Source organism: Pseudomonas sp. ML96, from assembly GCF_000761545.1.
Lineage (GTDB): Bacteria > Pseudomonadota > Gammaproteobacteria > Pseudomonadales > Pseudomonadaceae > Aquipseudomonas.
Genome location: NZ_JPMY01000011.1, coordinates 107,195 through 132,490, shown reverse-complemented (window position 1 = coordinate 132,490; position 25,296 = coordinate 107,195). Strand labels below are relative to the sequence as shown.

The window sequence follows — 25,296 nt, the reverse complement described above, 5'->3', positions numbered from 1 at the left end:
CCGTCGAGCAATGCGGCTAAGCTGGCCACATGCATCCCGCCTGCCGCGCGCCTGAGTGTGCGCCGGCACTGCGAACAAGAAGAATCGGGACTGGAGCGTGACGATGCTGCGACAGCTGGTGTGCTGTGTTGCTGTTTCTGCTGTGTTGCTGGGCGGAGCCCAGGCGCGGGCCGAGGCAGGGGGCGAGGCTGACGAGCTGCTGCTGGGCATGGTCAATGCCCAGAGCGGGCTGGCATCCGGCCTGGGCCAGGAGATGCGCGTCGGCGCGCAGGCTTACTTCACCCGGGTCAATGCCGCCGGTGGCGTACATGGCCGGCGCCTGACCCTGGTGCTGCGCGACGACGGCTACGAGCCTTCGCGCACCGCGCGGCTGACCGAGGAGCTGATCGACTCGCGCGACATCTTCGCCCTGTTCGGCTACGTCGGCACGCCGACCTCACGCGCCGCGATGCCGATCGCCCAGGCCGCCGGCGTGCCTTATCTGTTCCCCCTGTCCGGCGCCGAGGTGCTGCGCTCGCCGCTGCATCACTGGGTGTTCAACGTGCGCGCCTCCTACTTCGCCGAGGCCGAGCTGCTGGCCAAACACATGACCGAAGAGCTGAAGCTCAAGCGCGTGGCGCTGCTGATGCAGGACGACTCCTTCGGCGAGACGGTCAAGGGCGGTCTGGCGGCAGCCCTGCACGAGCGCGGCCTGCAGGTGGATGGCGAGGCGCGCATTCGCCGTAACTCGCTGGAGGTCGAGGATGCGGTACGCCAGCTGCGCGCGGCCGAGCCGGAGGCGATCTTCTTCGTCGGCACCTACCGGCAGCTGGCGCGGGCGCTGCGCGAGGCCCATGCGCAAGGCATGCAGGCACGCTTCTTCAGCGTCTCCTTCGTCGGTACCGAGGGCCTGATCGCCGAGGCGGGCGCCTGGGCCGACGGTGTGTATATCTCGCAGGTGGTGCCGGCGCCCGACGACACCTCGCTGGCGCTGGTGCGTGCCTATCAGAAGGACATGCGCGGCCCGCTCGGCTATGCCTCGCTGGAGGGCTATATTGCCGCCACGGTGCTGGTCGAGGGATTGCGCAAGGCCGGGCCGCAACCGACCCGCTCCGGTCTGGTGACGGCGCTGCAGTCGCTGAACCTCAACGTCGGTGGCTTCCCTGTGCGCTTTGGCCCCGACGATCACCAGGGCTCGGACGCGGTCTATCTCACCCGTATCGAGCGTGGGCGCGCGGTGCCGGTGGCCGTGGAGCGCTAGCCGGCGATCTGCTCGGCGTGGTGGCAAGACACCTGGCGCGCGTCGAGCAGGCGCAGTTGCGGTACCTCCGCGCGGCAACGCTCGGTCGCATGCGGGCAGCGCTGGTGGAAGGCGCAGCCGCTGGGCGGCTCGAGCGGATTGGGCGGCTCGCCGGCGATCTTCAGCTTCGGCCTGGCCGGGTCCGGATGGATGCTCGGCGTGGCCGAGAGCAGGGCGCGGGTATAGGGGTGCAGCGGCCGCTGGTAGATCGCCTCGGCCGGGCCCATCTCCACCGGGCGGCCGAGATACATCACCAACACCTCGTCGGCCACGTGGCGCACCACCGCCAGGTTGTGCGAGATGAACACATAGCCGGTGTCGTACTGCTCCTGCAGGTCCATGAACAGGTTGAGCACCTGGGCCTGGATCGACACGTCCAGCGCCGAAGTCGGCTCGTCCGCCACCAGCACCTTGGGCTGCAGCATCATGGCGCGGGCCAGGGCGATGCGCTGGCGCTGGCCGCCGGAGAACATGTGCGGGTAGCGCTGGTAGTGCTCGGGACGCAGGCCGACCTGCTGCATCATCGCCTGCACTTTCTCGCGGCGCTCGGCGCGCGACAGCGGCGTGTTGATCAGCAGCGGCTCGGCCAGCTGGTCACCTACCTTCTGCCGTGGGTTGAGCGAGGCGTAGGGGTTCTGGAACACCATCTGCACGTCGCGGCGCAGCTGCTTGCGCTGGGCCTTGTCGGCCGTGGCGACTTCCTGCCCGGCGATCTGCAGGGAGCCGGCGCTGGGCTGCTCGATCAGGGTCAGGGCGCGGGCCAGGGTCGACTTGCCACAGCCGGACTCGCCGACCACCGCCAGGGTCTTGCCGGCCTGCAACTGGAACGACACGCCGTTGAGCGCGCGCACCAGGGCACTGGGCTTGAACAGACCTCGGGAGATTTCGTAGTGGCGGGTCAGCTCGCGGGCCACGAGGACGATACTCATCAGGCTACCTCCGCGCTCAGATTCAACGGGTAGAAGCAGCGCACCGCACCACGCGCATGCGCCTCCAGCGCCGGGCGCTGTTCGCGGCAGTGCGCCTGGGCGTAGGGACAGCGTGGCGCCAGCAGGCAGCCGGCCGGGCGGTCGTAGCGGCCGGGGACGATGCCGGGCAGGGTGGCCAGGCGCGCGGCGCCCAGGCTGTGCTCGGGGATGGCCTTGAGCAGCGCCTCCGTATAGGGGTGGGTCGGTGCGTCGAACAGCGCCGGCACGTTGCCAATCTCCACCGCTTGCCCGGCGTACATCACGCACACGCGCTGGGCGGTCTCGGCGACCACCGCCAGGTCGTGGGTGATCAGCACCAGGCCCATGCCCTCGCTGCGTTGCAGGTCGAGCAGCAATTCCATGATCTGCGCCTGGATGGTCACGTCCAGCGCCGTGGTCGGCTCGTCGGCGATCAGCAGCTTGGGTTCGGCAGCGATGGCCATGGCAATCGCCACGCGCTGGCTCATGCCGCCGGAGAGCTGGTGCGGGTAAGCATCGAGGCGGCTGGCGGCAGCGGGAATCTCCACCCGTTCCAGCAGCTGCAGGGCACGGGCACGGGCGGCGCGGCCCTTGAGACCGAGGTGCTGGCGCAGCACTTCCTCGATCTGGAAACCCACCGTGTAGCTGGGGTTGAGCGCGGTCATCGGGTCCTGGAACACCATGGCCAGGTCCTTGCCGATCACCTTGCGCCGCTGGCGACCCTTGAGGGCGAGCATGTCGTGGCCGGCGAAGCGCAGGCTGTCGGCGCGGACGATGCCGGGCGCGTCGATCAGGCCCATCAGCGCCAGCATGGTCACCGACTTGCCGGAGCCGGACTCGCCGACGATGGCCAGTACCTCGCCCTCGGCCACGGCCAGGTCAAGTCCGTCGACCACCGGCACGGCGTCGTTGCCGCCGAAGCGCACGCTGAGGTTGTTGATTTCGAGAAGACTCATGGGGCGGCTCCTCACTGCGCATGCTTCAGCTTTGGGTCCAGCGCATCGCGCAGGCCGTCGCCCATCAGGTTGATCGCCAGCACGCTGAGCAGGATGGTCAGCCCCGGCAGCGTTACCACCCACCAGGCGCGTTCGATGTAGTCGCGCGCCGAGGCCAGCATGGTGCCCCACTCGGGGGTGGGCGGCTGCACGCCGAGGCCGAGGAAGCCCAGGGCGGCGGCGTCGAGGATGGCCGAGGAGAAGCTCAGGGTGGCCTGCACGATCAGCGGTGCCATGCAGTTGGGCAGCACGGTGACGAACATCAGCCGCGGCAGCCCGGCGCCGGCCAGCCTGGCGGCGGTGACGTAGTCGCGGCCCAGCTCGCCCATTACCGCGGCACGGGTCAGGCGCACGTAGGAGGGCAGCGAGACGATGGCGATGGCGATCACCGTGTTGATCAGCCCGGGGCCGAGGATGGCGACGATGGCCACCGCCAGCAGCAGCGAGGGCAGGGCCAGCATGATGTCCATCAAGCGCATGATCGAGGGGCCGAGCAGGCGCGGGAAGAAGCCGGCGACCAGACCCAGCAGCACGCCGGGGATCAGCGACAGCACCACCGAGGCCAGGCCGATCAGCAGCGACAGGCGCGCGCCGTGGATCAGCCGCGAGAGCAGGTCGCGTCCCAGCTCGTCGGTGCCGAACAGGAAGCGCGCCTGGCCACCTTCCAGCCAGGCCGGCGGGGTGAGGAAAGCGTCGCGGAACTGCTCGCTGGGATCGAACGGCGCGACCCAGGGGGCAAACAGCGCGCAGAACACGATCAGCAGGATGAAGACCAGGCCGCCGACGGCGCCCTTGTTGTGGCGGAACGCCTGCCAGAACTCCCTTAGTGGCGAGGGGTAGAGCAGCGCCTGGTCTAGGGCGGTGTCGTGCACCTGCTGGCTCATGTCCGGCCCCCCTGGCGAATGCGTGGGTTGACCAGGCCATAGAGGATGTCGACGACGAAGTTGACCAGGATCACCAGGCAGGCGATCAGCAGGATTCCGTTCTGCACCACCGGGTAGTCGCGCGCGCCGATGGCCTCGATCAGCCACTTGCCGATGCCCGGCCAGGAGAAGATGGTCTCGGTCAGCACGGCGCCGCCGAGCAGGCTGCCGACCTGCAGGCCGAACACGGTGAGCACCGGGATCAGCGCGTTGCGCAGGCCGTGCACGAACACCACGCGCGCCGGCGACAGGCCCTTGGCGCGGGCGGTGCGCATGTAGTCCTCGCCGAGCACTTCGAGCATGGCTGAGCGGGTCATGCGTGCGATCACTGCCAGCGGAATGGTGCCGAGCACGATGGCCGGCAGGATCAGGTGCATGAGGGCGTCCTTGAACGCGCCTTCCTCGTCGCTGAGCAGCGTGTCGATCAGCATGAAGCCGGTCTTGGGTTCGATGTCGTAGAGCAGGTCGATGCGCTCCGACACCGGCGTCCAGCCCAGGTAGACCGAGAAGAACATGATCAGCAGCAGGCCCCACCAGAAGATCGGCATCGAGTAGCCGGTCAGCGACAGGCCCATCACCCCGTGGTCGAACAGCGAGCCGCGCTTGAGCGCGGCGATCACCCCGGCGATCACTCCGAGCGTGCCGGCGAACAGCAGCGCGGCCAGGGACAGTTCCAGGGTCGCCGGGAACAGGGTGATGAATTCGTCCCACACGCCCTCGCGGGTGCGCAGCGACTGGCCCAGGTCGCCCTGCGCCAGTTGCCCGATGTAGTCCAGGTATTGCGCCGGCAGCGGCTTGTCCAGGCCCAGGCGGTGCATGGCCTCGGCATGCATCTGCGGATCGACCCGACGCTCGCCCATCATCACTTCCACCGGATCGCCAGGGATCAGGCGGATCAGCGCGAAGGTCAGCAGGGTGACGCCGAAGAACGTAGGGATCAGCAACGCCAGGCGTCGGGCGATAAAGGACAGCATCGCGTGGTGGTACTCCGCATCATCAGGTTGGTACTCCCTCTCCCTTTGGGAGAGGGCGGGGTGAGGGTGTTGTAGGCGACTCGTAGCTGCCTGGTTGCCCCTCACCCCCGGCCCCTCTCCCAGGGGGAGAGAGGTGCAGCTGTCATTGTGTTCGCCGCACACGGGCGAAATTGTTCGAGCCCAGGGGGCTGAGGACGAAGCCTTCGACATCCTTGCGCAGCACGGCGAACTGCTTGGGATGGGCGAGGGCGATCCACGGCGCCTCGCGCTGGAAGATCGCCAGGGCCTCACGATACAACGCCGCGCGGCGTTCCGGGTCGGCAATCCGGCGGGCTTCGCGAATCAGCTGGTCGAATTCCGGGTTGCACCAGCCGGCCTGGTTCTCGCCGCTCGTGGCGGCGGCGCAGGACAGGTTGGGGGTGAGGAAGTTGTCCGGGTCGCCGTTGTCACCGGCCCAGCCCATGAACACCAGGTCGTGCTCGCCGTTCTTGGCACGCTTGATCAGCTCACCCCACTCGAACACGCGGATGTCGGCGGTGATGCCGATGGCGGCGAGGTCGGCCTGCAGCATCTGCGCGCCGATGCCCGGGTTGGGGTTGGTCGGGCCGCCGCCGGGGCGGGTCCAGATCGACAGTTTCAGGCCCTGTGCGTGGCCGGCCTCGGCCAGCAGCTTGCGTGCCTTTTCCAGATCGCGCGGCCAGGGCTGCAGGCGCTCGTCATAACCGAGCAGGGTGGCCGGGTAGGGCGCTGCCGCCAGGGTCGCGTTGCCCTCGCCGTACTGCGCACGCAGGTAGGCCTGGCGGTCGAAGGCCAGGTTGATGGCGTGGCGCACGCGCACGTCGTCCAGCGGCTTGTGCCGGGTGTTGATGGCGACGTAGGCGGTGAGCAGCGAATCCAGTTCCAGCACCTGCAGCTTGGCGTTCTCGCGCAGTGCCGGCACATCGCTGGGGCGGGGGAACACGGCGACCTGGCAGGCGCCGGCCTTGAGCTGCTGCACGCGGGTGTTGGGGTCGGGGGTGATGGCCAGCAGCAGGCGGTCGAGCGGCGGTTTGCCGCCCCAGTAATGCGGGTTGCCGGCGAAGCGCACCTGGGCGTCCTTGGCGTAGCGCTCGAAGACGAACGGGCCGGTGCCGATCGGCTGACTGTTGAGCTTCTCCGGCGTCTCGGCGTCGAGCAGCTGTTCGGCGTACTCGGCGGAATAGATCGAGGTGAAGCCCATGGCCAGGTCGGCGAGGAAGGGCGCCTCGGGGTGCTTGAGGGTGAAGCGCACGCGGTGCTCGTCGAGCGCCTCGATCTTGTCGATCAGCTCGGCGAAGCCCATGGCCTCGAAGTAGGGGAAGCCGCGCGCGGCCAACTCGTGCCAGGGATGCTCCTTGTCGCGCTGGCGCTCGAAGCTCCACAGCACGTCGTCGGCATTCAGCTCGCGGGAGGGTTTGAACCAGGGCGTTTCGTGGAACTTCACGCCCTTGCGCAGGGTGAAGGTGTAGGTCAGTCCGTCGGTGCCGATTTCCCAGCTTTCGGCCAGGCCCGGCACGATCCGCGTGCTGCCGGGGGCGAACTGCACCAGGCGCTCGTAGACCGTCTCGGCCGAGGCGTCGGCGGTGGTGGCGGCGGTGTACTGGACGATGTCGAAACCTTCCGGGCTGGCCTCGGAGCAGACCACCAGCGACTGCTGGGCGAATAGCGGCAGGCTGACGCCGAGCGCCACGAACATGAGGATACTGCGCATGAATCGATCCTTGTGCGTGAACGCCGGGCGCCTGTGGCGGCCCGGCGCCCGGCTGGTCATTTGCCCACGCTCACGCCGTAGAAGGAGTTGAGGGCGAACGGGCTGATGCGGAAGTCCTGCACGGTCTTGCGCATGGGTTGGTAGACGGTAGAGTGGGCGATCGGGGTGATCGGCACCTGGGCCTTGAGGATGTGCTGGGCCTGCTGGTACAGCTCGCTGCGCTTGGCCTGGTCGGGGTTGGCCTTGGCCTGCTTGATCAGCTGGTCGTAGTCGCGGTCGCACCATTTGGAGAAGTTGTTGCCGTCGACCGCATCGCAGCCGTACAGGGTGCCCAGCCAGTTGTCCGGGTCGCCGTTGTCACCGCTCCAGCCGATCAGCATGGCGTCGTGCTCGCCACCCTTGGCGCGCTTGATGTACTCGCCCCACTCGTAGCTGACGATTTTGGCCTTGATGCCGACCTTGGCCCAGTCGGCCTGCAGCATCTCGGCCATCAGCCTGGCGTTGGGGTTGTACGGGCGCTGCACCGGCATGGCCCACAGGGTGATCTCGGTGCCTTCGGCAACGCCGGCGGCCTTGAGCAGTTCGCGGGCCTTGGCCGGGTCGTAGGCCGGGTCCTTGATGCTGGCGTCATAGGACCACTGGGTCGGCGGCATGCCGTTCACCGCCAGCTGGCCAGCGCCCTGGTACACGGCATCGATGATCGCCTGCTTGTTCACCGCCATGTCCAGCGCCTGGCGCACTTCGAGCCGGTCGAAGGGTTTGTGCTGCACGTTGTAGGCGATGTAGCCGAGGTTGAAGCCCGGCTGCGACGGCATGTTCAGGTTCGGGTCTTGCTTCAGCCCTTCGAGGTCGGCCGGGCGCGGCAACAGGCTGACCTGGCATTCGCCCTTCTTGAGCTTCTGCATGCGCACCGAGGCGTCGGTGTTGATGGAGAAGATCAGGTTGTCGATCTTCACGTCCGCAGGTTTCCAGTACGCCTGGTTGCCGGTGAAGCGGATCTGCGCGTCCTTCTGGTAGCGCTTGAACACGAAGGGGCCGGTGCCGATCGGCTTCTGGTTGATCGCGGCGGCCTGGCCGGTTTTGAGCAGCTGCTCGGCGTATTCGGCGGAGTGGATCGAGGCGAAGCTCATCGCTAGATTCTGGATAAAGGCGGCGTCGACGCTGGCCAGGGTGAACTGCACCGTCATGGCGTCGAGCTTTTCCAGCTTGGCGATGTTGGCGTCCATGCCCATGTCGGTGAAGTAGGGGAACTCGGCCGGGTAGGCCTGGCGGAACGGGTGCTGCTTGTCGAGCATGCGCTGGAAGGTGAACAGCACATCGTCGGCGTTGAATTCGCGGCTCGGCTTGAAGTAGGAGGTCGAGTGGAACTGCACGCCCGGACGCAGATGGAAGGTGTAGGTCAGGCCATCGGCGCTGACTTCCCACTTTTCGGCGAGGCCCGGCTCCACGGCGGTGCCACCACGCTCGAACTGGGTCAGGCGGTTGAACATGGTTTCCGCCACGGCATCGAAGTCGGTGCCGGTGGTGTACTGGCCGGGGTCGAAACCGGCGGGGCTGCCTTCGGAGCAGAACACCAGGTTGCTGGCGGCGCTGGCAAACGGAGCTGCGGCGATCAGCCCGGCCGCGAGCAGGGCCGGTAGGGCGGCGTGGTTGCGCATGTTGACCTCATGTTCGTTCTTGGTTTTATCCCTGAGCGCCATGCCGGCACCTGGGTGAGGCTATGCACGGCATGTGCCGTGGACAAGCGAAGAGCGCCCTTGAGTGTAGAAGCTGTGATGCAGGTGCAATTCACTGCAGAGAATGCCTGGGCCAGCCCAGGCGCAAGGCGCTGGCGCCACTGCCGCCCGCAGTGGCGCCGCGTTGTCTATCAGGGCAGTTGCACCTCGATCACGCCATCGGCGCTCATGCTCACGCGGCTGGTGCCGGCCTCGATCTGCGGTGCGGCTTCGCTCTTGCTGAAGCTGCCGCGGTCCATGGCCATGGCGCGCATCGGCATCACCGGCTGGAAGCCACCGCTGTTCAGGTTCAGGCTGACCAGCTTGTAGCTCTTGCCGCCGACGGCGTCGGTGGCCAGCTGGGCGCGCGCCTTGAACGCTTCGACCGCCTGCTTGATCAGTTGGTCTTCACTGGTTTTGCGCGAGTCTTCGGCGACGGCGAAGCTCATGTCGGCCATCTTCAACTCACCGAGCAGGTCGGCGGACAGCTGTGACAGGCGGGCGAACTCGGCGCTTTCCAGGCGCAGCTCGGCGCGCTCGCGCCAGGCGCTGATCTTGGTGCCTTCGTTCTCGTACACCGGGTAGCTCTGCCGGCTGCCCAGGCTGACCTTCACGCCCTGCACCTTGCGCGCCTTGTCGATGGCGGCGTTGAGGGTCTTGGTCACGCTGACGGCCAGCTCCGCCGGGTCATCGCTCTGCGCCTCGGTATAGAGGGTGACGTACATGCGGTCGTGGGCCACTTCCTGGCTCACCTCGGCGCGCAGCGACACCTGGTTGTAGCGGGGCTCGTCGGCCAGGGCCGGCAGGCTGGCGACAGTGGCCAGGCCGAGGGCGATGGTGGCGGCGAGACGGTTGAATGCGTGCATGGGAACTCCTTGCGGGTGGTTGTCCTGATCTTTGACGAGGGGGTCAGACTATTCGGGTTAAGCCTGGTTCGCAGTTTTTCCATGACCTTTGTTGCAGCTTGTGTGGCCGCTGCGTCGCGTTGCCGCATGCAGACGGTCACCCCGGGCCTCTGGTTATACTCGCACTCATGCCCCAGACCTCCTTTTATGCACCCATGCAATTGCTCTCCGCCAGCCGCCAGAATCTCTGGCGCCTGACGCTGATCCGCCTGCTGGTGCTGGCCGCCCAGGCCGGCTCGGTGGGCATCGCCTATCTGTCGGACCTGTTGCCGCTGCCCTGGTTGCCGCTGTGCATTACCCTCGGCGTGTCGCTCGGCCTGTGCCTGCTCACCGCCCTACGCCTGCGCGGGCCGTGGCCGGTGACCGAGCTGGAGTACACGGTGCAGCTGGCCTGCGACCTGGTGATCCACAGCCTGCTGCTGTACTTCTCCGGCGGTTCGACCAACCCGTTCGTTTCCTACTATCTGGTGCCGCTGACCATCGCCGCAGCGACCCTGCCCTGGTTCTATTCGATGTTCCTCGCCGGGCTGGCGCTGACCGGCTACACGGCGCTGCTGATCTGGTACCACCCGCTGCACCTGAACAACGTGCAGCACGAGGCCATGCTGATCAGCCTGCACCTGTTCGGCATGTGGCTGAACTTCGCCCTGTCGGCGGCCTTCATCACCTTCTTCGTGGTCAAGATGGCCGGCGCCCTGCGCCGCCAGGACGAGCTGCAGGCGCTGCGCCGCGAGGAGGGCATGCGCGACCAGCAACTGCTCGCCGTGGCCACTCAGGCCGCTGGCGCCGCGCATGAGCTGGGCACGCCGCTGGCGACCATGAGCGTGTTGCTCAAGGAGCTGCGCCAGGAATACCGCGACAAGCCGGCGCTGCAGGACGACCTGGCGCTGCTGCAGGAGCAGGTCAAGCTGTGCAAGGACACCCTGCAGCAACTGGTGCGCGCCGCCGAGGCGGAACGTCGCCAGGCGGTGGAGGAACAGACCGTGGTGCAGTGGCTGGAGGCGACCCTCAACCGCTGGCACCTGATGCGCCCCGAGGCCACCTATCGCTTCCAGTGCCTGGGTTCCGGCGCGGTGCCGCGTCTGCAGCCGCCGGCCGACCTGACCCAGGCCCTGCTGAATTTGCTCAACAACGCTGCCGACGCCTGCCCGGACAAGCTCGACATCCGTCTCGATTGGGACGAGCAATGGGTCGACCTGGGCATCCGTGACCACGGCGCCGGCGTGCCGCTGGCCATCGCCGAGCAGATCGGCCGGCCCTTCTTCACCACCAAGGGCAAGGGCTTCGGCCTCGGCCTGTTCCTCAGCCAGGCCAGCGTGACGCGGGCCGGCGGTTCGGTGAAACTCTACAACCACGAAGAGGGCGGTACGCTGACGGAACTGCGTCTGCCCAGGCTGGCCAAGGGAGCCCAACATGTCTGACGAACAGCTCAACGAGCAGGAAGAACAGCCACACCTGCTGCTGGTGGACGACGACCCCACCTTCACCCGCGTCATGGCCCGCGCCATGGAACGCCGCGGCTTGCGCGTGAGCGTGGCCAACTCGGCGGAAGAGGGGCTGGTGCTGGCCAAGGACGACCTGCCCGACTACGCCGTGCTCGACCTGAAGATGGAAGGCGACTCCGGCCTGGTGCTGCTGCCCAAGCTGCTGGAGCTGGACGCCGAGATGCGCGTGGTGATCCTCACCGGCTATTCGAGCATCGCCACCGCGGTGGAGGCGATCAAACGCGGCGCCACCAACTACCTGTGCAAGCCGGCCGACGCCGACGACGTGCTCACCGCGCTGCTCTCCGAGCACGCCGACCTCACCACCCTGGTGCCGGAAAACCCGATGTCGGTGGACCGCCTGCAGTGGGAGCACATCCAGCGTGTGCTGGCCGAGCACGACGGCAACATCTCCGCCACCGCCCGCGCCCTCGGCATGCACCGGCGGACCCTGCAGCGTAAGCTGCAGAAGCGTCCAGTTCGGCGCTGAGAGCCTGTTCAAAGTCTGCTGCGCGTCGGCCAAACGGCGTTGGAAACCGTCTCGGGTTGCTCATTTACTACTTGTAAACTCCGCACCCTCGACCATTTCTGCCACCGTTTGGCTCTAGCTCGCGAGCCTTTGAGCAGGCTCTGAAGCCAGACTCCCGCGGGGCTATTTGCCCCGCTGAAAGCCTGTAGAAAGCAATTTCCCGACTGGAGCGGCTATCATTAGCCTCCTAACCAAGTAGTCGGGCCCGCCATGCTTGCCGTCTTCCAGCAGACCCTCGCCATCACCGCTCCGGTGTTCTCCATGCTGTTCCTCGGCGTGGCGCTCAAACGCCTCGGGTTGATCGACGGCCACTTCATCAATACCGCCTCGGCGCTGGTGTTCAACGTCAGCATGCCGGTCATGCTGTTCCTCGCCATCCTGCATGCCGACCTCAATGCTGCGCTGCAGCCGGCGCTGCTCGGTTACTTCCTGTTGGCCACCGTGCTTGGCTTCCTACTGGCCTGGGGCTGGGCCATCCTGCGCGTGCCGCAGGCCGACCGCGGCATCTACGTGCAGGGTGCGTTCCGCGGCAACAACGGCATCGTCGGCCTGGCCCTGGCCACCAGCCTGTACGGCGACTACGGCCTGTCGCTCGGCGGCATCCTCGGCGGGGTGGTGATCCTCAGCTACAACACCCTCTCGGTGATCGTGCTGGAGGTGTACAACCCCAACGCCAAGGCCAGTCCCTGGAGCATCCTCAAGGGCGTGCTGTGCAACCCGCTGATCCTCGGCGTGCTGGCGGCCATTCCCTTCGCCTACTGGCAGGTGCGCCTGCCTGCCTGGTTGACCACCTCGGGCGAGTACCTGGCGCAGCTGACCCTGCCGATGGCGCTGATCTGCATCGGCGGCACCCTGTCGCTGGCGGCGCTGCGTGCCAGCGGCGCGGTAGCCCTGGGCGCGAGCCTGATGAAGATGATCTGGCTGCCGATTCTTGGTACCGCCGGCGCCTTTTTCCTGGGCTTTCGCAATGCCGAACTGGCGATCCTCTTCCTGTTCTTCGCCAGCCCGACGGCAGCGGCCAGCTACGTGATGGCGCGCGCCGCCGGCGGCAACCATGAACTGGCAGCGGCGATCATCGTCATCACCACGCTGCTGGCGGTGGTCACCACCAATATCGGCCTGTTCGTGCTGCAGTGGGGGGGCTGGATCCAGACCTAAATGTGATCCGCCGCCGATCTCCGGACGGCCGGTCACTGCGCCGATTGCCTGGCACGAGGCGGCCCGCTAGCCTATCTCCCTCGCGCCGTTAAAGGATTAATCATGCGCACCCTGCTGCAGCTGTTGGCACTCATGACGCTCCCCGCGTCAGTTGCCATGGCAGACCCCTCCGCCAGCCTGGAAGGTCCCACCGCCGGCTGGCGCCACGATGGCCTGTTGGACCGTTCGGCCGACTCTCGCGTGGCCTACCCGACACCGCCCATCGACCGTGGCGGCCAGCGCGGCCGCAGCCTGATCGCCGGCAAGCTCGCAGGCACCCAGGGCCTGCGCCAGCCACATACCCTGGCGGTCAACGGTAATCCCCTGCCTCTGTATACCGATGCCGAGGGCCGCTTCGTCCGCCCTTACAACTTCGGCGCCGGTTCCAACAGCGTCGAGCTGCGCGCCGACGGCAAGCCGCTGCGCCGCGTGCAGTTCTATGAAGCCAACAACCTGAAGACCCCGGCGCGGGTGCGCATCGTCCTCGGCTGGGACGATCCCAAGGCCGAGCTCGACCTGCATGTGATCACCCCCGACGGCCAGCACGCCTTCTGGGCCGACCCGGTGATGAGCAACGGCGGCGGCCTCGACGTGGACAGCGTCGACGGCCCCGGCCCGGAGATGTTCACCATGACCGCGCCGCTGCACGGCACCTACCTGGTGTACGTCAACTACTGGGGCAACCTGGGCAGCCAGGGCTACAACTTCCAGGCCGGCAGCAACCAGAACGAGGTGATCACCTCGCAGATCAGCCTGGTGTTCAACGAGAACACCGTCAACGAGCGGCGCGAGACCTTCGTCGTGCCGCTGCGCACCATCGGCGAGCTGCTGCCGGTGAAGTCCTTCAACTACTGAACGCTCCCGCGGAGTCTTTACCTATGAGCGACACCACCACTCCCGTCGAGTCCGCCGCCACGCCCAGCCCGCGCCGCTGGCGCCCGCTGCTGATCGGCCTGGCCGTGGCACTGCCGGTGACCGCCGCCGGCCTGTTCGCCTGGCTCAAGTACGAGCCACAGGGCGAGCGCCAGCTGGTCGAGGCCAACTACCTGGGCCTCGACTTGGCGCGCCCGGACGTGCTGATCGAGAGCGCCTCGCTGAGCCGTCTGCCCAAGGACGTGCTCAAGGTGCCGTTGCTGCGCGACACCCTCACCGAGGACCTGGTGTTCTACTACGAGAACAACGCCGACCGCCTCGGCCTGACCGGCAGCCTGCGCCGCATCATCTACGAGCATGACCTCGAACTGCGTGACAACCTGCTCGACGAGCTGCTCGACCAGCCGGCCGAAGTGGCCCTGTGGCGCGACGCCGGTGGCCGCCTACGCCATTTCGTGGTGCTGATCCAGCGCGGTGGCCTGGCCAAGGTGCTGGAGCCGCTGGCCAAGGTGGCACTGGACGATACCCAGCTGAGCCAGGCTGGCGAGTTCACCGTCGATGGCGCGGCGGTGCCTTTCTATCGCCTGCGCTACAACGGCGATCGCTCGATTCTGTTCGCCTCCCACGGTGACCAGCTGCTGCTGATGTCCAGCACCGACATGCTGTTCGGCCCGGCGCCGGAGCCGGAGGTCGATGAAGACGCTGCCGTGGCCCTGGATGAAAACGGTGAGGTGATCCCGCCGACACCGCCGGAGCCTGGCCTGGCCAAGGTCTCGGCCGAGGCCGCCGAGGCCCTGCTGGCCGGCCAGCATCCCTTCCCCGAGCGTTTCGGTCTGGCCGAACGTGGCGCTCTGCAGCAGCGCGTGACCCTCAGCGCAGACTTCCTCGCCTTGGGCTACCGGCGCTTCCTGCCGGCCTTCGCTGGCCTGCGCTTCGAGATGAACGAGCAGGGCTGGAGCAGCTTCCTGGCCCTGGACGAGGTGGAGGGGCAGGGCGCCTTCGACTTCGCCCCGGTATGGAGTGCCATGCCCATGGGCGCCAGCGCCTGTGTGGCCCTGCCGGTGGCGCCGGGTCTGCCCGAGCGGTTGCTGGCCAAGGTCGGTGCCGAACCCAAGGCGGCCGCCGAGCTGGCCGGCCAGCTCACTGGCAGTGCCGGTCTGTGCTGGTATCCGGACTCGCGTCTGCACTCGCCGCTGCTGGTCGGCACGCTCAAGGACAAGCCTGGTGCGCAGACCGATGCCGAGCTGGGCAAGCTGTTCGACAGCCTGATCGGCGCCTGGGAACCCTACGCCGAGGGCGGCAGCTTCCCGGTGCAGGACAGCGCCCAGGGTGAGCTGCACAAGTGGCAGCGCCAGGTCGGCTCCAACTTCGGCCAGTACCCGGCGGACCTCGCTGCACAGCCGGATGCCCTGGCCTCGCGCGGCTTCTTCCGCGTCAGCCTGGCGCGCCACGGCTCGACCCTGCTGTTCTCGCTGGACGACCGCCTGCTCGACAAGGCCCTGCAGACCCTCGACAAGCGCTTCCCGCCGCTGGCCGAAGTGCTGCCGGGCAACGCCCTGGTACCGGCCTATCTGGCGCCGGACAGCCTGGCCGCTCTGCTCGAACGCGAGACCCTGGACAGCCTGCCGGAAGACATCGAACCGGTGTTCCGTAACGCCGCCCAGGCCAACCTGCTGCCCAAGCTGCGTTCGCTGTCCGGCCACGGCAAGTACGCCCTGAGCCTTCCGGCCGACGCCGAGGCCAACGAAGCTTGGCAATGGCTGCCGCTGCAGTGGCGCGCCCTGTGAGGCGACTGCTGATCGGCGCTCTGCTGCTCGCCCTTGGCGCGCCGGCATGGGCCAACGCGCCGGCGCTGGACGTGCAGCAGTCCCAGGTGTTTCGCGCCTGGTTCGTGCGCATCGCCCAGGAGCAGCTGCGCCAGGGTCCCAGCCCGCGCTGGCATCAGCAGGACTGCGCCGGCCTGGTGCGCTTCGCCGCCAACGAGGCGCTCAAGGTACACGACGCCAAGTGGTTGCACGCCAATGGCTTGAGCAACCGCTACCTGCCGCCGGAGCTGGAGCTGAGCGAGGCCCAGCGCGGCCTGGCCCAGCAGTGGCAACAGGGCGGCGGCAAGCTCGGCCCCTACGTCAACGCGATCAAGCTGATCCAGTTCAACAGCGCCCTGGTGGGTCGCGACCTCAACCAGGCGCGCCCCGGCGACCTGATCTTCTTCGATCAGGGCGACGAGCAGCACCTGATGATCTGGATGGGCCGCAACATCGTCTACCACACCGGCACCACCACCCCGACCGACAACGGCATGCGCTCCGTGAGCCTGCAGCAACTGATGACATGGAAGGACACCCGATGGATTCCCGACGCATCCAACCCCAACTTCATTGGCGTCTACCGACTGCATTTTCTCAGTCGATGAAAGGATCGCCGATGGGCCTGCTGCGTCTCGCCGCCACGGCCCTGCTGGCCACGCTGCTGCCGCTGGCCGCCCAGGCCGAGGACAGTGTCGAGTCCAGCGGCTACTCGCCGGTGGCCGGGCAGTCGTTCTTCCTCCTGGCCGACAGCAGCTTCGCCAGCGACGAAGTGGCCAAGGTGCGCCTGGAGGCGCCGGGCCGCGACTACCGTCGCTACATGATGGAGCCCTACGGCGGTGTGGACGTGCGCGTGTACCGCATCGAGCAGCCGCTGGAGTTCCTCAAGCGGCAGAAGAACCTGCACCGGGTGGTAGCCGAAGGGCAGTACAAGGGCGAGGGGCTATCCAACACCCTGGCCTACCTGTGGGACAACTGGTACCGCAAGTCGCGTCGGGTGATGCAGCGGGCCTTCTCCTACGAGTCACGGGTGCAGGTGACCGAGGAAGCGCCGGAACTGAAGATGGGTGATGCGATCAAGGCGCCGACCCCCTTCGAGGCCCAGCCGCAATACGCGCCAATGAAGGGCGTGCCGCTGGTGACCCAGTTCCGCTACCCGCTGTGGGACGCCAAGGCCATCCAGCCGCCCAAGGGTGTTGAGCTGGCCGGCTCGTCCAGTTCCTTTGTCACCGTCAACCCCGGCAACGTCTATATCCCGCTGGGCAAGCTCAAGCCCGGTCTGTACCTGGTCGAGGCGCTGGTCGGCAAGTTCCGCGCGACCACCGTGCTGTTCGTCTCCAACACCGTGGCGGTGAGCAAGATCGCCGGCAAGGAACTGCTGGTGTGGACCGCGCGCAAGCATGAAGGCAGCGCCGTGGCCGGCGCCAAGGTGCTGTGGACCGACGGCCTGGGCGTGATGCGCAGCGGCAGTACCGATACCCAGGGCCTGCTGCGCCTGGAACACGCCAGCCCGGAGCGTTCCTATTTGCTCGGCGAGGACGCCGAGGGCGGCGTGTTCGTCTCGGAAAACTTCTACTACGACAGCGAGATCTACGACACCAAGCTCTACGCCTTCACTGACCGTCCGCTGTACCGCCCCGGCGATTGGGTCGAGGTGAAGATCGTCGGCCGCGAGTTCACCAGCGCGCGCGACTCCAAGGCCGCCGAGGCCGCGCCGCTCAAGCTGGCGGTGCTCGATGCCAACGGCACCACCCTGCAGACCCTGGACCTGAACCTGGATGCCAAGGCCGGCACCCAGGGCCGCTTCCAGCTGCCGGACAACGCTGTGGCCGGCGGCTACGAGCTGCGCTTCCTCTACCGCGATCAGCTGTACAGCAGCGCCTTCCGCGTCGCCGACTACATCAAGCCGCACTTCGAGGTCGCCCTCGATCTGGCCAAACCGGACTTCCGCACCGGCGACAAGGTCACCGGCAACCTGGTGCTGCTCTACCCGGACGGCAAACCGGTGAAGAATGCGCGCCTGCAGCTGAGCCTGCGTGCCCAGCAGCTGTCGATGATCGACAACGAGCTGCAGTACCTCGGCCAGTTCCCGGTCGAGCTCAGCAGCAGCGAGCTGGCCACCGACGACAAGGGCCGCGCCGCTTTCGAGCTGCCGGCCGCCGACAAGCCCAGCCGCTACCTGCTGACCGTGTTCGCCAGCGACGGCGCTGCCTACCGGGTCAAGACCAGCAAGGAAATCCTTATCGAGCGTGGCGCAGCCCGCTATCGCCTGGAGGCACCGCAGCGCTTCAGCGCCGCCGGCGAGGCCGTGCAGTTCAGCTACCGCAGCGAGCAGCCGACCGAACTCAAGCCGGCCAGCTACGAGTGGGTGCGCCTTGAAGACCAGAGCAAGCACAGCGCCAGCCTGGGCGACGACGAGCAGGGCTTCAGCCTGAGCTTCGAGCATCCCGGCACCTACAACATCACCCTCAAGGACGAACACGGCCTGATCCTCGGCGCCACCGGCCACTCGGTCAGCGGCAGCGGGCTCAAAGCAGTGGCCGGCACCGTCGAAGTGGTGTTCGACCGCGACCAGTACCAGCCGGGTGACGAGGCGCTGGCGCTGATCACCTTCCCCGAAGCGGTGGGTGACGCGCTGCTGACCCTGGAGCGCGACAAGGTCGAGGCCACCGCGCTGCTATCGGCCGGTGGTGACTGGCTCAAGCTGGAGAAGCTCAACGACACCCAGTACCGCGCGCGCATCCCGGTGGACGACCACTTCGCCCCTAACCTGACCTTCTCGGTGCTCTACACCAAGGGTGGCGACTACAGCTTCCAGAACGCCGGGATCAAGGTGGCCAAGGCGCAGATCGAGATCGCGGTGAGCACCGACAAGGAGCTCTACCAGCCGGGTGAGACGGTCACCGTCGACCTCGCCACCCAGTTCAAGGGCCAGCCGGCCGCCACCCGCCTGACGGTGAGCGTAGTGGACGAGATGATCTACGCCCTGCAGCCGGAGATCGCTCCGGGCATCGACCAGTTCTTCTATCACCCGCGGCGCAACAACGTGCGCACCAGCGCCAGCCTGTCGTTCATCAGCTACGACGTGGCCCTGCCGGGCAACGCCAGCGCACCGGGGCGGGCCAACCGCAGCGAGCGCGGGGTCAAGGTGCTGGAGCGGCCGCGCCGCGAGGAAGTCGACACCGCTACCTGGCAGCCGGACCTGACCACCGATGCCCAGGGCAAGGCGCAGTTCAGCTTCCGCATGCCCGACTCGCTGACCCGCTGGCGCATCACCGTGCGCGCGGTCGACGAGGGCGGCGAAGTGGGACAGAAGAAACAGTTCATCCGCTCCGAGAAGCCGCTGTACCTGAAGTGGAGCGGGCCAACCCTGTTCCGCGACGGCGACAAGCCGCAGCTGGGCCTGTTCGCCTTCAACCAGGGCGAAGAGGAAACCGAGGCCGAGCTGGTCACCCGCTTCGCCGGTCAGGAGCAGCGGCAGAAGGTCGAGCTGGCCCGCGGCGCCAACTACCTGTCCCTACCACCGACTGCCCTGGCTGCCGGCGAGCTGACTGCCGAACTGGTGCAGGACGGCAAACCGATCGACGCCCTGGCCGTGGGTCTGCGCGTGGCCGGTGAAGGCTGGCAGCGCCTGCATGTGCAGAACATGGCGCTTAACCCGGGCAGCAATCCGCTGACCCTGCCGGCGGACGCCAGCAATATCCGCCTGCGCCTCGGCGACAGCAGCCAGATGCTGTTCCGTTCGGCCCTCGACGACCTGTTGGAATACCCCTACGGCTGCGTCGAGCAGACCGCCAGCCGGCTGCTGCCGCTGAGCCTGGCCTACCCGACCTTGGCCAAGGGAGAGGCGCGTATCGGCGATCGCCTGCGCCTGATCATGCAGAACAGCCGCTTGCGCCTGGTGCAGATGGCCGGGCCGGAAGCGACCTTCACCTGGTGGGGCGAGGGTGAGAACGCCGATGCCTTCCTCACTGCCTACGCCTACTACGCCGACTGGCATGCCAGCCGCGCCCTGGCCGTGCAGCTGCCGCCTGAGCACTGGCAGCGCGTGCTGGACATCTACGCCCAGCAGGCGCCCGCCGTACCGCTGCTGCAGCGCGCACTGATCCTCAGCTTCGCCCGCGAGATGCAGCTGCCCACAGAGACCCTGCTCAAGGGCCTGCTGGAGGACCTGGCCAACGCAGACGAGGGCGAGGAGGTGGCGCTGGACGACAGCGGCGAGACCAGTCTGGTCATGGCCTACCCGGACTCGCGCCTGGGTCTGGACCTGGCCCGCGTACTGGCCGCCGATATGGCCGGCAGCAAGATTGGTCTGCCGCCGCGCTTCGCTGTTGGCCTGGCCGCAGCTCGCGAGCGCGTCGCGGCCAGCACCCAGCCGTTCGCCGAGGCGGTGCGTCTGTCCCGCGGGCCGGTCGATCCGCTGCAGATCAATGCTCTGCTGCAGCGCCTGACTCCGGCCCAGGCCACCCTGGAACGGGCCCTGGCGCTGACCTGGCTGCAGCGTCGCCTGGGCGATGCCCCGCTGGTCGCGGTGTCGCAGCCGGGGGGCGGCTGGCAGGCTCGCGAAGGCGCCAGCGGTGAGACTCTGTGGCAGTGGCAAGGTAACCAGCCGCCGAGCGCGCTGGAGTTGCCGGCCGAGCTGGGTAGCCCGCTGGTTGCAGCGCTCAGCTATGACAGCGCCGCTACGCCGCCGAGCGGTCCGCTCGAGGTGAAGGTCACCCGCCGCCTGCTGCGCCTGGTGCCGGGCGAAGCGGCATTCAGCTTCAGCGCCGAGGAGGTGGGCGACGGCCCGATCTCCGGCGACCAGCTGTATCTGGACGAGATCACCCTGCAGAGCGAGGCCGAGACACCGCGCCGTTACGGCCTGCTGGAGGTACCGCTGCCGCCGGGCGCGGACGTCGAGCGCACCACTTGGGGTCTGCAGGTCAGCGGCCTGGATTCGGAAGAGGCGGCGCCGCTGGAGAAGGCCCGCCACGAGCCGGGTCAACTGCTCTATGCGGTGCCGGTGGACAGCCTGCAGGGCACTATCACGCTGCGCCACCTGGTGCGCTTCTCGCAGAAAGGCGAGTTCCACCTGCCGCCGGCGCGCTACTCGCGCATGTACGACCCGCAGGCCCAGGCCTTCGAGCAGAAGCCGGCGCTGGCCGAGCTGAAGGTCGAGTAAGGATGCGCGCGTTCGCCTGGCTGGCGCTGTTGCCGCCGCTGCTGGCGTCGGCCGGGCCGGCGCCGCTGCAGCTGGCCTGGCACACGCCGCAGGGCGCCGAGCTGCTGCGTCTGGACGAGCAGCAGCTACTGTCCCGTGAGCCGTTGCCGGCGGGCCTGGAGGCGCCGCTGGGCAGCCTGTGGAAGCTGTTCGTCTACGCCTACCAGGTCGACCGCCAGCTGCCCGACCCGGGCTATTCCTGCACCGGTCAGGATCGCGAGGAGGTCTATTGCTGCGCAGCCGGCGAGCGCATCGACCGCGACCAGGCGCTGGTGCGCTCCTGCGGCCTGTACTTCGCACCGCAGCGTCTCGGCCTGCAGGCCGGTGAGTGGCACGACTACTGGCAAGCGCGCCATGCGCCGCAATGGTTGCTCGACCTCGACCAGCTGCAGCCGCAGCGGCGGGTCGCGGTGGGTGAATTGCTCGACAGCCTGGCCACGCTGCCGGTCCAGGCCGAGGCGCGTCGCGTGCTGCTGGATGTGACGGCGAATGCCGGTGACGGCGCGCTGCTCGGCCCGCTTGGCGGGCGCCTGCGGGTGAAGACCTGGAGCTGGCTGGCCGATGGCGATGCCCAGGCGCGCCAGGGTGGCTTCGCCGGCTGGCTGGCCGACGGCACGCCGCTCTGGGCCGGTGGCTCTGGCACCAGTCAGGGCGTGCTCAAGCGTCATGCCGAGGTTCTCGGCAAGGTGCTGCCGGCGCCCTGGCCGGCGGAGCCGGGCGGTTGTGTCGAGGTAGCGCTGTTCGACCGTTATCCGATGCGCAGCCTGGCGCGCGCGGACGGCGCTGCGGTCAGCCAGTCTGGGGCGCTACGCGGGCGTTACCGGGCAGAGTTCGTCAACGGCAACGCCTTGGACATCGAGAGCCAGGGCGAGCTGTTTCTGCTGGCTGGCGAGCAGCCCAAGCTGGTGGCGCGCCTGAGCCGCGAGGAATACGTGGCGCGGGTACTCGACCGCGAGGCGGCGGCGCAGCCGGCCGAAGCGGCCAAGGCCCTGGCGGTGAGCATCCGCAGCTATCTGCTGCAGAACGGCGAGCGCCGTGGCGAGTGCCTGGCGATCCGCGACAGCAGCGCCCAGCAGCGGGTTGCCCCGCGCCCGGCCAGCGCTGCTGCGCGCGAGGTCGCGGCCTGGACTGCCGATCTGGTGCTGGCCGGCAGTACCGTCACCTATCACGCGGATGAGCCTGGCGCGGATCGCCTGGCCTGGAGCCAGGCCGTAGAACAGGCGCAGTCCGGCCTGCGCTACACCGCGATCCTCGCCCGCGCCTTCCCGCGCGCCAGCCTGGGACGCTGGGACCGGCCGGTGGCTGCCTGCCAGCCGTTGCCGGCCGCCGAGGACTGGCTGCACGGCCAGCGTCGGCGCTGGCGCGAACTGCTGGACAGCGAGCCGGGCTATGCCGAGACCGCCGAGTTCGCCGTGTGCCGCCTGCACAGTGGCAGCCCGCATGTCGATCGCGAGCACCGACGTATCTACGTGCGCGGCCTGCTGTCGCTGCAGGACCGCCTCGACCTGACCCACGAATACCTGCACCTGGCCTTCGACGCCCATCCGAATGGCCAAGATGAAACCTACATCGAGGGCCTCGCCCGCCATCTGCTGCTGGAAGCTCAGCCATGAACCATCGCCTGTATCCCCTCGCCATCCTGGCCTGCGCCATGCCGCTCGGCGCCTTCGCCGGCATCACCCTGGACACCCCGCGCGCCGGCTGGCGCACCGGCTCGGACGAGGGTGCGCACTTCATGCAGGAGGTCAACTACCCGGCCTCGGCGGTCAACAGTGCGCCGGACCAGGGCGACAGCGCGCGCATCCGCGGGCAGATCAGCGCCACCGACAAGGCGCCCAGCGGTGCGCCGGCGCGCCTGGTGGTCAACGGCATCAGCATGCCGCTCAAGGTGCAGGAAGGTGGTGGCTTTGACCGCCCGTTCGTGTTCCCGGCCGGCAGCAACAATGTCGAAGTGCGCAGCCCGGATGGCCAGCAGGTGCGCCGCGTGCAGTTCTACAACGGCGGCAGCGGCGAGACGCCGGCACGCCTGCGCGTGGTGCTGTCCTGGGACAGCGACAACACCGACCTCGACCTACACCTGGTGACGCCCGATGGTGGTCATGCCTGGTATGGCGAGCGTGCCCTGGCCAACGGTGCTGCGCTGGACGTCGACGTGACCGGCGGTTTCGGCCCGGAGATGATTGCCTCGCCGACCCCGCTCAAGGGCGAGTACCTGGTCTACGTCAATTACTACGGTGGCGGTTACGGCGAGGGTGGCAACCCGGCGCAGGAGCTGACCACGGCGCAGGTCACGCTGATCAGCGAGGAGGGCACGGCCAACGAGAAGCAGGAGTCTTTCCTGATCCCGATGCGTGCCCCAGGTGAGCTGACCCTGGTGAAGCGCTTCAGTTATCCCTGAGGCGCCTGCCAGGCATCGATCACTTCCTGCGCTGCGCGGAAGGCATCGATGGCCGCCGGCACGCCGGCGTACACCGCGCAGTGCAACAGCGCCTCGCGGATTTCCTCCACGCTGCAGCCGTTGTTCAGCGCGCCACGCACGTGGCCCTTCAGCTCCTGCGGACATTTTAGGGCGGTCAGTGCTGCCAGGGTGATCAGGCTGCGGGTCTTGCGCTCCAGCACGCCGCGGGTCCAGACGCCGCCCCAGGCGTGTTCGTTGACGAACTCCTGCAGCGGTTGGCTGAACTCGGTGGCGTTGTTCAAGGCGCGGTCGACGAAGGCGTCGCCCATCACTTCGCGGCGAACCAGCTCGCCGGCTTTACCGTTGTCACTCATGGAAGGCTCCGTCAGTTATCCACAGTCTCGATGCGTACCTGGGCGACACCGGCGCGCAGCATGTCCAGCTGCTTGGCTGCTGCCTGCGACAGGTCGATCAGGCGCCCGCGGGTATGCGGACCGCGGTCGGTGATGCGCACCACCACCGAGCGGCCATTGCTCAGGTTGGTGACCTTGACCCGGGTGCCGAAGGGCAGCTCGCGGTGGGCGGCGGTCAGATCGTGGTTGCTCAGGCGCTCGCCGCTGGCGGTACGGCGGCCGTGGTGGCGCGCGGCGTAGTAGGAGGCCTTGCCCTTGGCGACATAGCTCGGCTTGGCTGCCGGCTTGGCGGCTGGCGTCGTCGGCGTGGCTGCCGGCGGGGCGGTCCTGGGCGCGGGGCTGACCGGCTCGTTCGGCGTGCGCGGCGTGATCTGCTGGCCGGCGCAGCCGACCAACAGCAAGGGCAGAAGGAAAGTCGCAATCTTGCGCATGGCGGTTCCCGGAGAGAACAACGCCGGGTCTCCCCGGCGTCATTGTGCTCTTAGCTTTCGAGCTTTTTCTTGAGCAGTTCGTTCACCTGGCCGGGGTTGGCCTTGCCCTTGGCGGCCTTCATCGCCTGGCCGACGAAGAAGCCGAACATCTTGCCGCGCTTGGCCTCATCACTGGCGCGGTACTGCTCGACCTGCTCGGCGTTGGCTGCCAGTACTTCGTCGAGCAGCTTCTCGACGGCGCCGCTGTCGGTGTTCTGCACCAGGTCCTTGGCCTTGATGATCTGGTCTGGTGAGCCTTCACCTTCGGCCATGGCGGCGAATACGGTCTTCGCGGCCTTGCCGTTGATGGTGCCGTCCTTCAGGCGCAGGATCATCTCGCCCAGGTGCTGGGCGGAAACCGGCGACTGCTCGATTTCCAGGTTGTCCTTGTTGAGCAGGCTGGACAGCTCGCCCATCACCCAGTTGGCCGCCAGCTTGGCGTCGCCACAGGTCTTCTCGACGACCTCGAAGTAGTCGGCCAGCTCACGGCTCGCGCTCAATACGCTGGCGTCGTAGGTGGACAGGCCGAACTGGCTCTCGAAGCGCTCGCGCTTCTGCGGTGGCAACTCCGGCAGCTGGCTGCGCAGGTCATCGAGGAAGCTGCGCTCGATCACCACCGGCAGCAGGTCCGGGCAGGGGAAGTAACGGTAGTCGTTGGCTTCTTCCTTGCTGCGCATGGAGCGCGTCTGGTCCTTGTTCGGGTCGTACAGGCGGGTTTCCTGCACGACCTTGCCGCCGTCTTCGATCAGCTCGATCTGGCGCTGCACCTCGTGGTTGATCGCCTTCTCGATGAAGCGGAACGAGTTGACGTTCTTGATCTCGGCGCGGGTGCCGAATTCGGCCTGGCCCTTGGGGCGTACCGAGACGTTGCAGTCGCAGCGCAGCGAGCCTTCGGCCATGTTGCCGTCGCAGATGCCGAGGTAGCGCACCAGGGCGTGGATGGCCTTCACATAGGCCACGGCTTCCTTGGCCGAACGGATGTCCGGCTCGGAGACGATCTCCAGCAGCGGCGTGCCGGCGCGGTTGAGGTCGATGCCGCTCATGCCGTGGAAGTCTTCGTGCAGGCTCTTGCCGGCGTCTTCTTCCAGGTGCGCGCGGGTGATGCCGATGCGCTTGACGGTGCCGTCTTCCAGGGTGATGTCGAGGAAGCCCTTGCCGACGATGGGGTGGTCCATCTGGCTGGTTTGGTAGCCCTTCGGCAGGTCCGGGTAGAAGTAGTTCTTACGGGCGAAGACGTTGGTCGGCGCGATCTCGGCGTCGATGGCCAGGCCGAACTGGCAGGCCATGCGCACGGCTTCGGCGTTCAGTACCGGCAGGGTGCCGGGCATGCCGAGGTCGACCAGGCTGGCCTGGGTGTTGGGCTCGGCGCCGAAGGTGGTGGCGCTGCCGGAGAAGATCTTCGATTGGGTGCTGAGCTGAGCGTGAATTTCCAGCCCGATCACGGTTTCCCATTGCAT

At 67.7% G+C, this 25,296-nt stretch carries 20 protein-coding genes; 10 read left to right on the top strand and 10 right to left on the bottom strand.

Annotated features, from left to right (window positions below; all coding sequences use genetic code 11):
- Positions 1 to 103 precede the first annotated feature (103 nt).
- Positions 104 to 1,240: an ABC transporter substrate-binding protein gene (locus tag IP89_RS09400; protein WP_052081012.1), complete on the top strand. Its 1,137-nt coding sequence runs from the start codon at positions 104 to 106 to the stop codon at positions 1,238 to 1,240.
- Here the strand turns inward: IP89_RS09400 and IP89_RS09395 are convergent.
- From IP89_RS09395 to IP89_RS09365, 7 genes are all read right to left on the bottom strand, one after another.
- Entirely contained in the window at positions 1,237 to 2,208 is a 972-nt protein-coding gene (locus IP89_RS09395) for a peptide ABC transporter ATP-binding protein (RefSeq protein WP_043309181.1), read from the bottom strand. The two genes, IP89_RS09400 and IP89_RS09395, sit on opposite strands and share 4 nt — an antisense overlap.
- Positions 2,208 to 3,182 (bottom strand): ABC transporter ATP-binding protein, encoded by a 975-nt coding sequence (locus IP89_RS09390; RefSeq protein ID WP_043309180.1) that lies wholly within the window; start codon positions 3,180 to 3,182, stop codon positions 2,208 to 2,210. The genes IP89_RS09395 and IP89_RS09390 overlap by 1 nt, the downstream gene beginning before the upstream one ends.
- An 11-nt stretch (positions 3,183 to 3,193) precedes the next feature.
- Complete coding sequence (locus IP89_RS09385) at positions 3,194 to 4,105, bottom strand: ABC transporter permease subunit (protein ID WP_043309179.1); 912 nt, start codon at positions 4,103 to 4,105, stop codon at positions 3,194 to 3,196.
- Positions 4,102 to 5,118, bottom strand: coding sequence for an ABC transporter permease subunit (locus IP89_RS09380; protein WP_043309178.1), 1,017 nt, complete (start codon positions 5,116 to 5,118; stop codon positions 4,102 to 4,104). The genes IP89_RS09385 and IP89_RS09380 overlap by 4 nt, the downstream gene beginning before the upstream one ends.
- A gap of 142 nt (positions 5,119 to 5,260) precedes the next feature.
- Positions 5,261 to 6,847 (bottom strand): ABC transporter substrate-binding protein, encoded by a 1,587-nt coding sequence (locus IP89_RS09375; protein ID WP_043309177.1) that lies wholly within the window; start codon positions 6,845 to 6,847, stop codon positions 5,261 to 5,263.
- A 56-nt stretch (positions 6,848 to 6,903) separates the two neighbouring features.
- Positions 6,904 to 8,505: an ABC transporter substrate-binding protein gene (locus IP89_RS09370; RefSeq protein ID WP_043309219.1), complete on the bottom strand. Its 1,602-nt coding sequence runs from the start codon at positions 8,503 to 8,505 to the stop codon at positions 6,904 to 6,906.
- Positions 8,506 to 8,714: 209 nt separating this feature from the next.
- Entirely contained in the window at positions 8,715 to 9,428 is a 714-nt protein-coding gene (locus IP89_RS09365; protein ID WP_043309176.1) for an SIMPL domain-containing protein, read from the bottom strand.
- 167 nt (positions 9,429 to 9,595) lie between these two features.
- Between IP89_RS09365 and IP89_RS09360 the strand changes: the two genes are divergently transcribed.
- The 9 genes from IP89_RS09360 (at position 9,596) to IP89_RS09320 (ending at position 22,956) form a co-directional block, all read left to right on the top strand.
- Positions 9,596 to 10,888 carry an ATP-binding protein gene (locus IP89_RS09360; RefSeq protein ID WP_043309175.1) on the top strand — a complete coding sequence of 431 codons (1,293 nt, stop codon included), beginning with the start codon at positions 9,596 to 9,598 and terminating at the stop codon, positions 10,886 to 10,888.
- A complete protein-coding gene (locus tag IP89_RS09355; RefSeq protein ID WP_043309174.1) occupies positions 10,881 to 11,441 on the top strand; it encodes a response regulator transcription factor in 561 nt (186 codons plus the stop codon). The genes IP89_RS09360 and IP89_RS09355 overlap by 8 nt, the downstream gene beginning before the upstream one ends.
- A 249-nt stretch (positions 11,442 to 11,690) precedes the next feature.
- Positions 11,691 to 12,638 carry an AEC family transporter gene (locus tag IP89_RS09350; protein WP_043309173.1) on the top strand — a complete coding sequence of 316 codons (948 nt, stop codon included), beginning with the start codon at positions 11,691 to 11,693 and terminating at the stop codon, positions 12,636 to 12,638.
- Positions 12,639 to 12,740: 102 nt separating this feature from the next.
- Entirely contained in the window at positions 12,741 to 13,532 is a 792-nt protein-coding gene (locus tag IP89_RS09345; protein WP_043309172.1) for a YfaP family protein, read from the top strand.
- Between the two features lie 23 nt (positions 13,533 to 13,555).
- Positions 13,556 to 15,337, top strand: coding sequence for a DUF2138 domain-containing protein (locus tag IP89_RS09340; protein ID WP_043309171.1), 1,782 nt, complete (start codon positions 13,556 to 13,558; stop codon positions 15,335 to 15,337).
- Positions 15,307 to 15,963, top strand: a complete 657-nt coding sequence (locus IP89_RS09335) for a DUF1175 domain-containing protein (protein WP_043309170.1) — start codon at positions 15,307 to 15,309, stop codon at positions 15,961 to 15,963. Before IP89_RS09340 ends, IP89_RS09335 begins: the two co-directional genes overlap by 31 nt.
- An 11-nt stretch (positions 15,964 to 15,974) precedes the next feature.
- On the top strand, positions 15,975 to 20,519 hold the full coding sequence (locus tag IP89_RS09330; RefSeq protein ID WP_043309169.1) for an alpha-2-macroglobulin: 4,545 nt from the start codon (positions 15,975 to 15,977) through the stop codon (positions 20,517 to 20,519).
- Between the two features lie 2 nt (positions 20,520 to 20,521).
- Positions 20,522 to 22,171 carry a DUF2300 domain-containing protein gene (locus IP89_RS09325; RefSeq protein WP_043309168.1) on the top strand — a complete coding sequence of 550 codons (1,650 nt, stop codon included), beginning with the start codon at positions 20,522 to 20,524 and terminating at the stop codon, positions 22,169 to 22,171.
- Complete coding sequence (locus IP89_RS09320) at positions 22,168 to 22,956, top strand: YfaP family protein (RefSeq protein ID WP_043309167.1); 789 nt, start codon at positions 22,168 to 22,170, stop codon at positions 22,954 to 22,956. The genes IP89_RS09325 and IP89_RS09320 overlap by 4 nt, the downstream gene beginning before the upstream one ends.
- Here the strand turns inward: IP89_RS09320 and IP89_RS09315 are convergent.
- The 3 genes from IP89_RS09315 to gatB are packed head-to-tail and all read right to left on the bottom strand — an operon-like array spanning position 22,947 to position 25,296.
- On the bottom strand, positions 22,947 to 23,330 hold the full coding sequence (locus IP89_RS09315; protein WP_043309166.1) for a carboxymuconolactone decarboxylase family protein: 384 nt from the start codon (positions 23,328 to 23,330) through the stop codon (positions 22,947 to 22,949). The two genes, IP89_RS09320 and IP89_RS09315, sit on opposite strands and share 10 nt — an antisense overlap.
- An 11-nt stretch (positions 23,331 to 23,341) precedes the next feature.
- Positions 23,342 to 23,800 carry a septal ring lytic transglycosylase RlpA family protein gene (locus IP89_RS09310; protein WP_052081011.1) on the bottom strand — a complete coding sequence of 153 codons (459 nt, stop codon included), beginning with the start codon at positions 23,798 to 23,800 and terminating at the stop codon, positions 23,342 to 23,344.
- Between the two features lie 50 nt (positions 23,801 to 23,850).
- On the bottom strand, positions 23,851 to 25,296 hold the full coding sequence (gene gatB / locus IP89_RS09305; protein ID WP_043309164.1) for an Asp-tRNA(Asn)/Glu-tRNA(Gln) amidotransferase subunit GatB: 1,446 nt from the start codon (positions 25,294 to 25,296) through the stop codon (positions 23,851 to 23,853).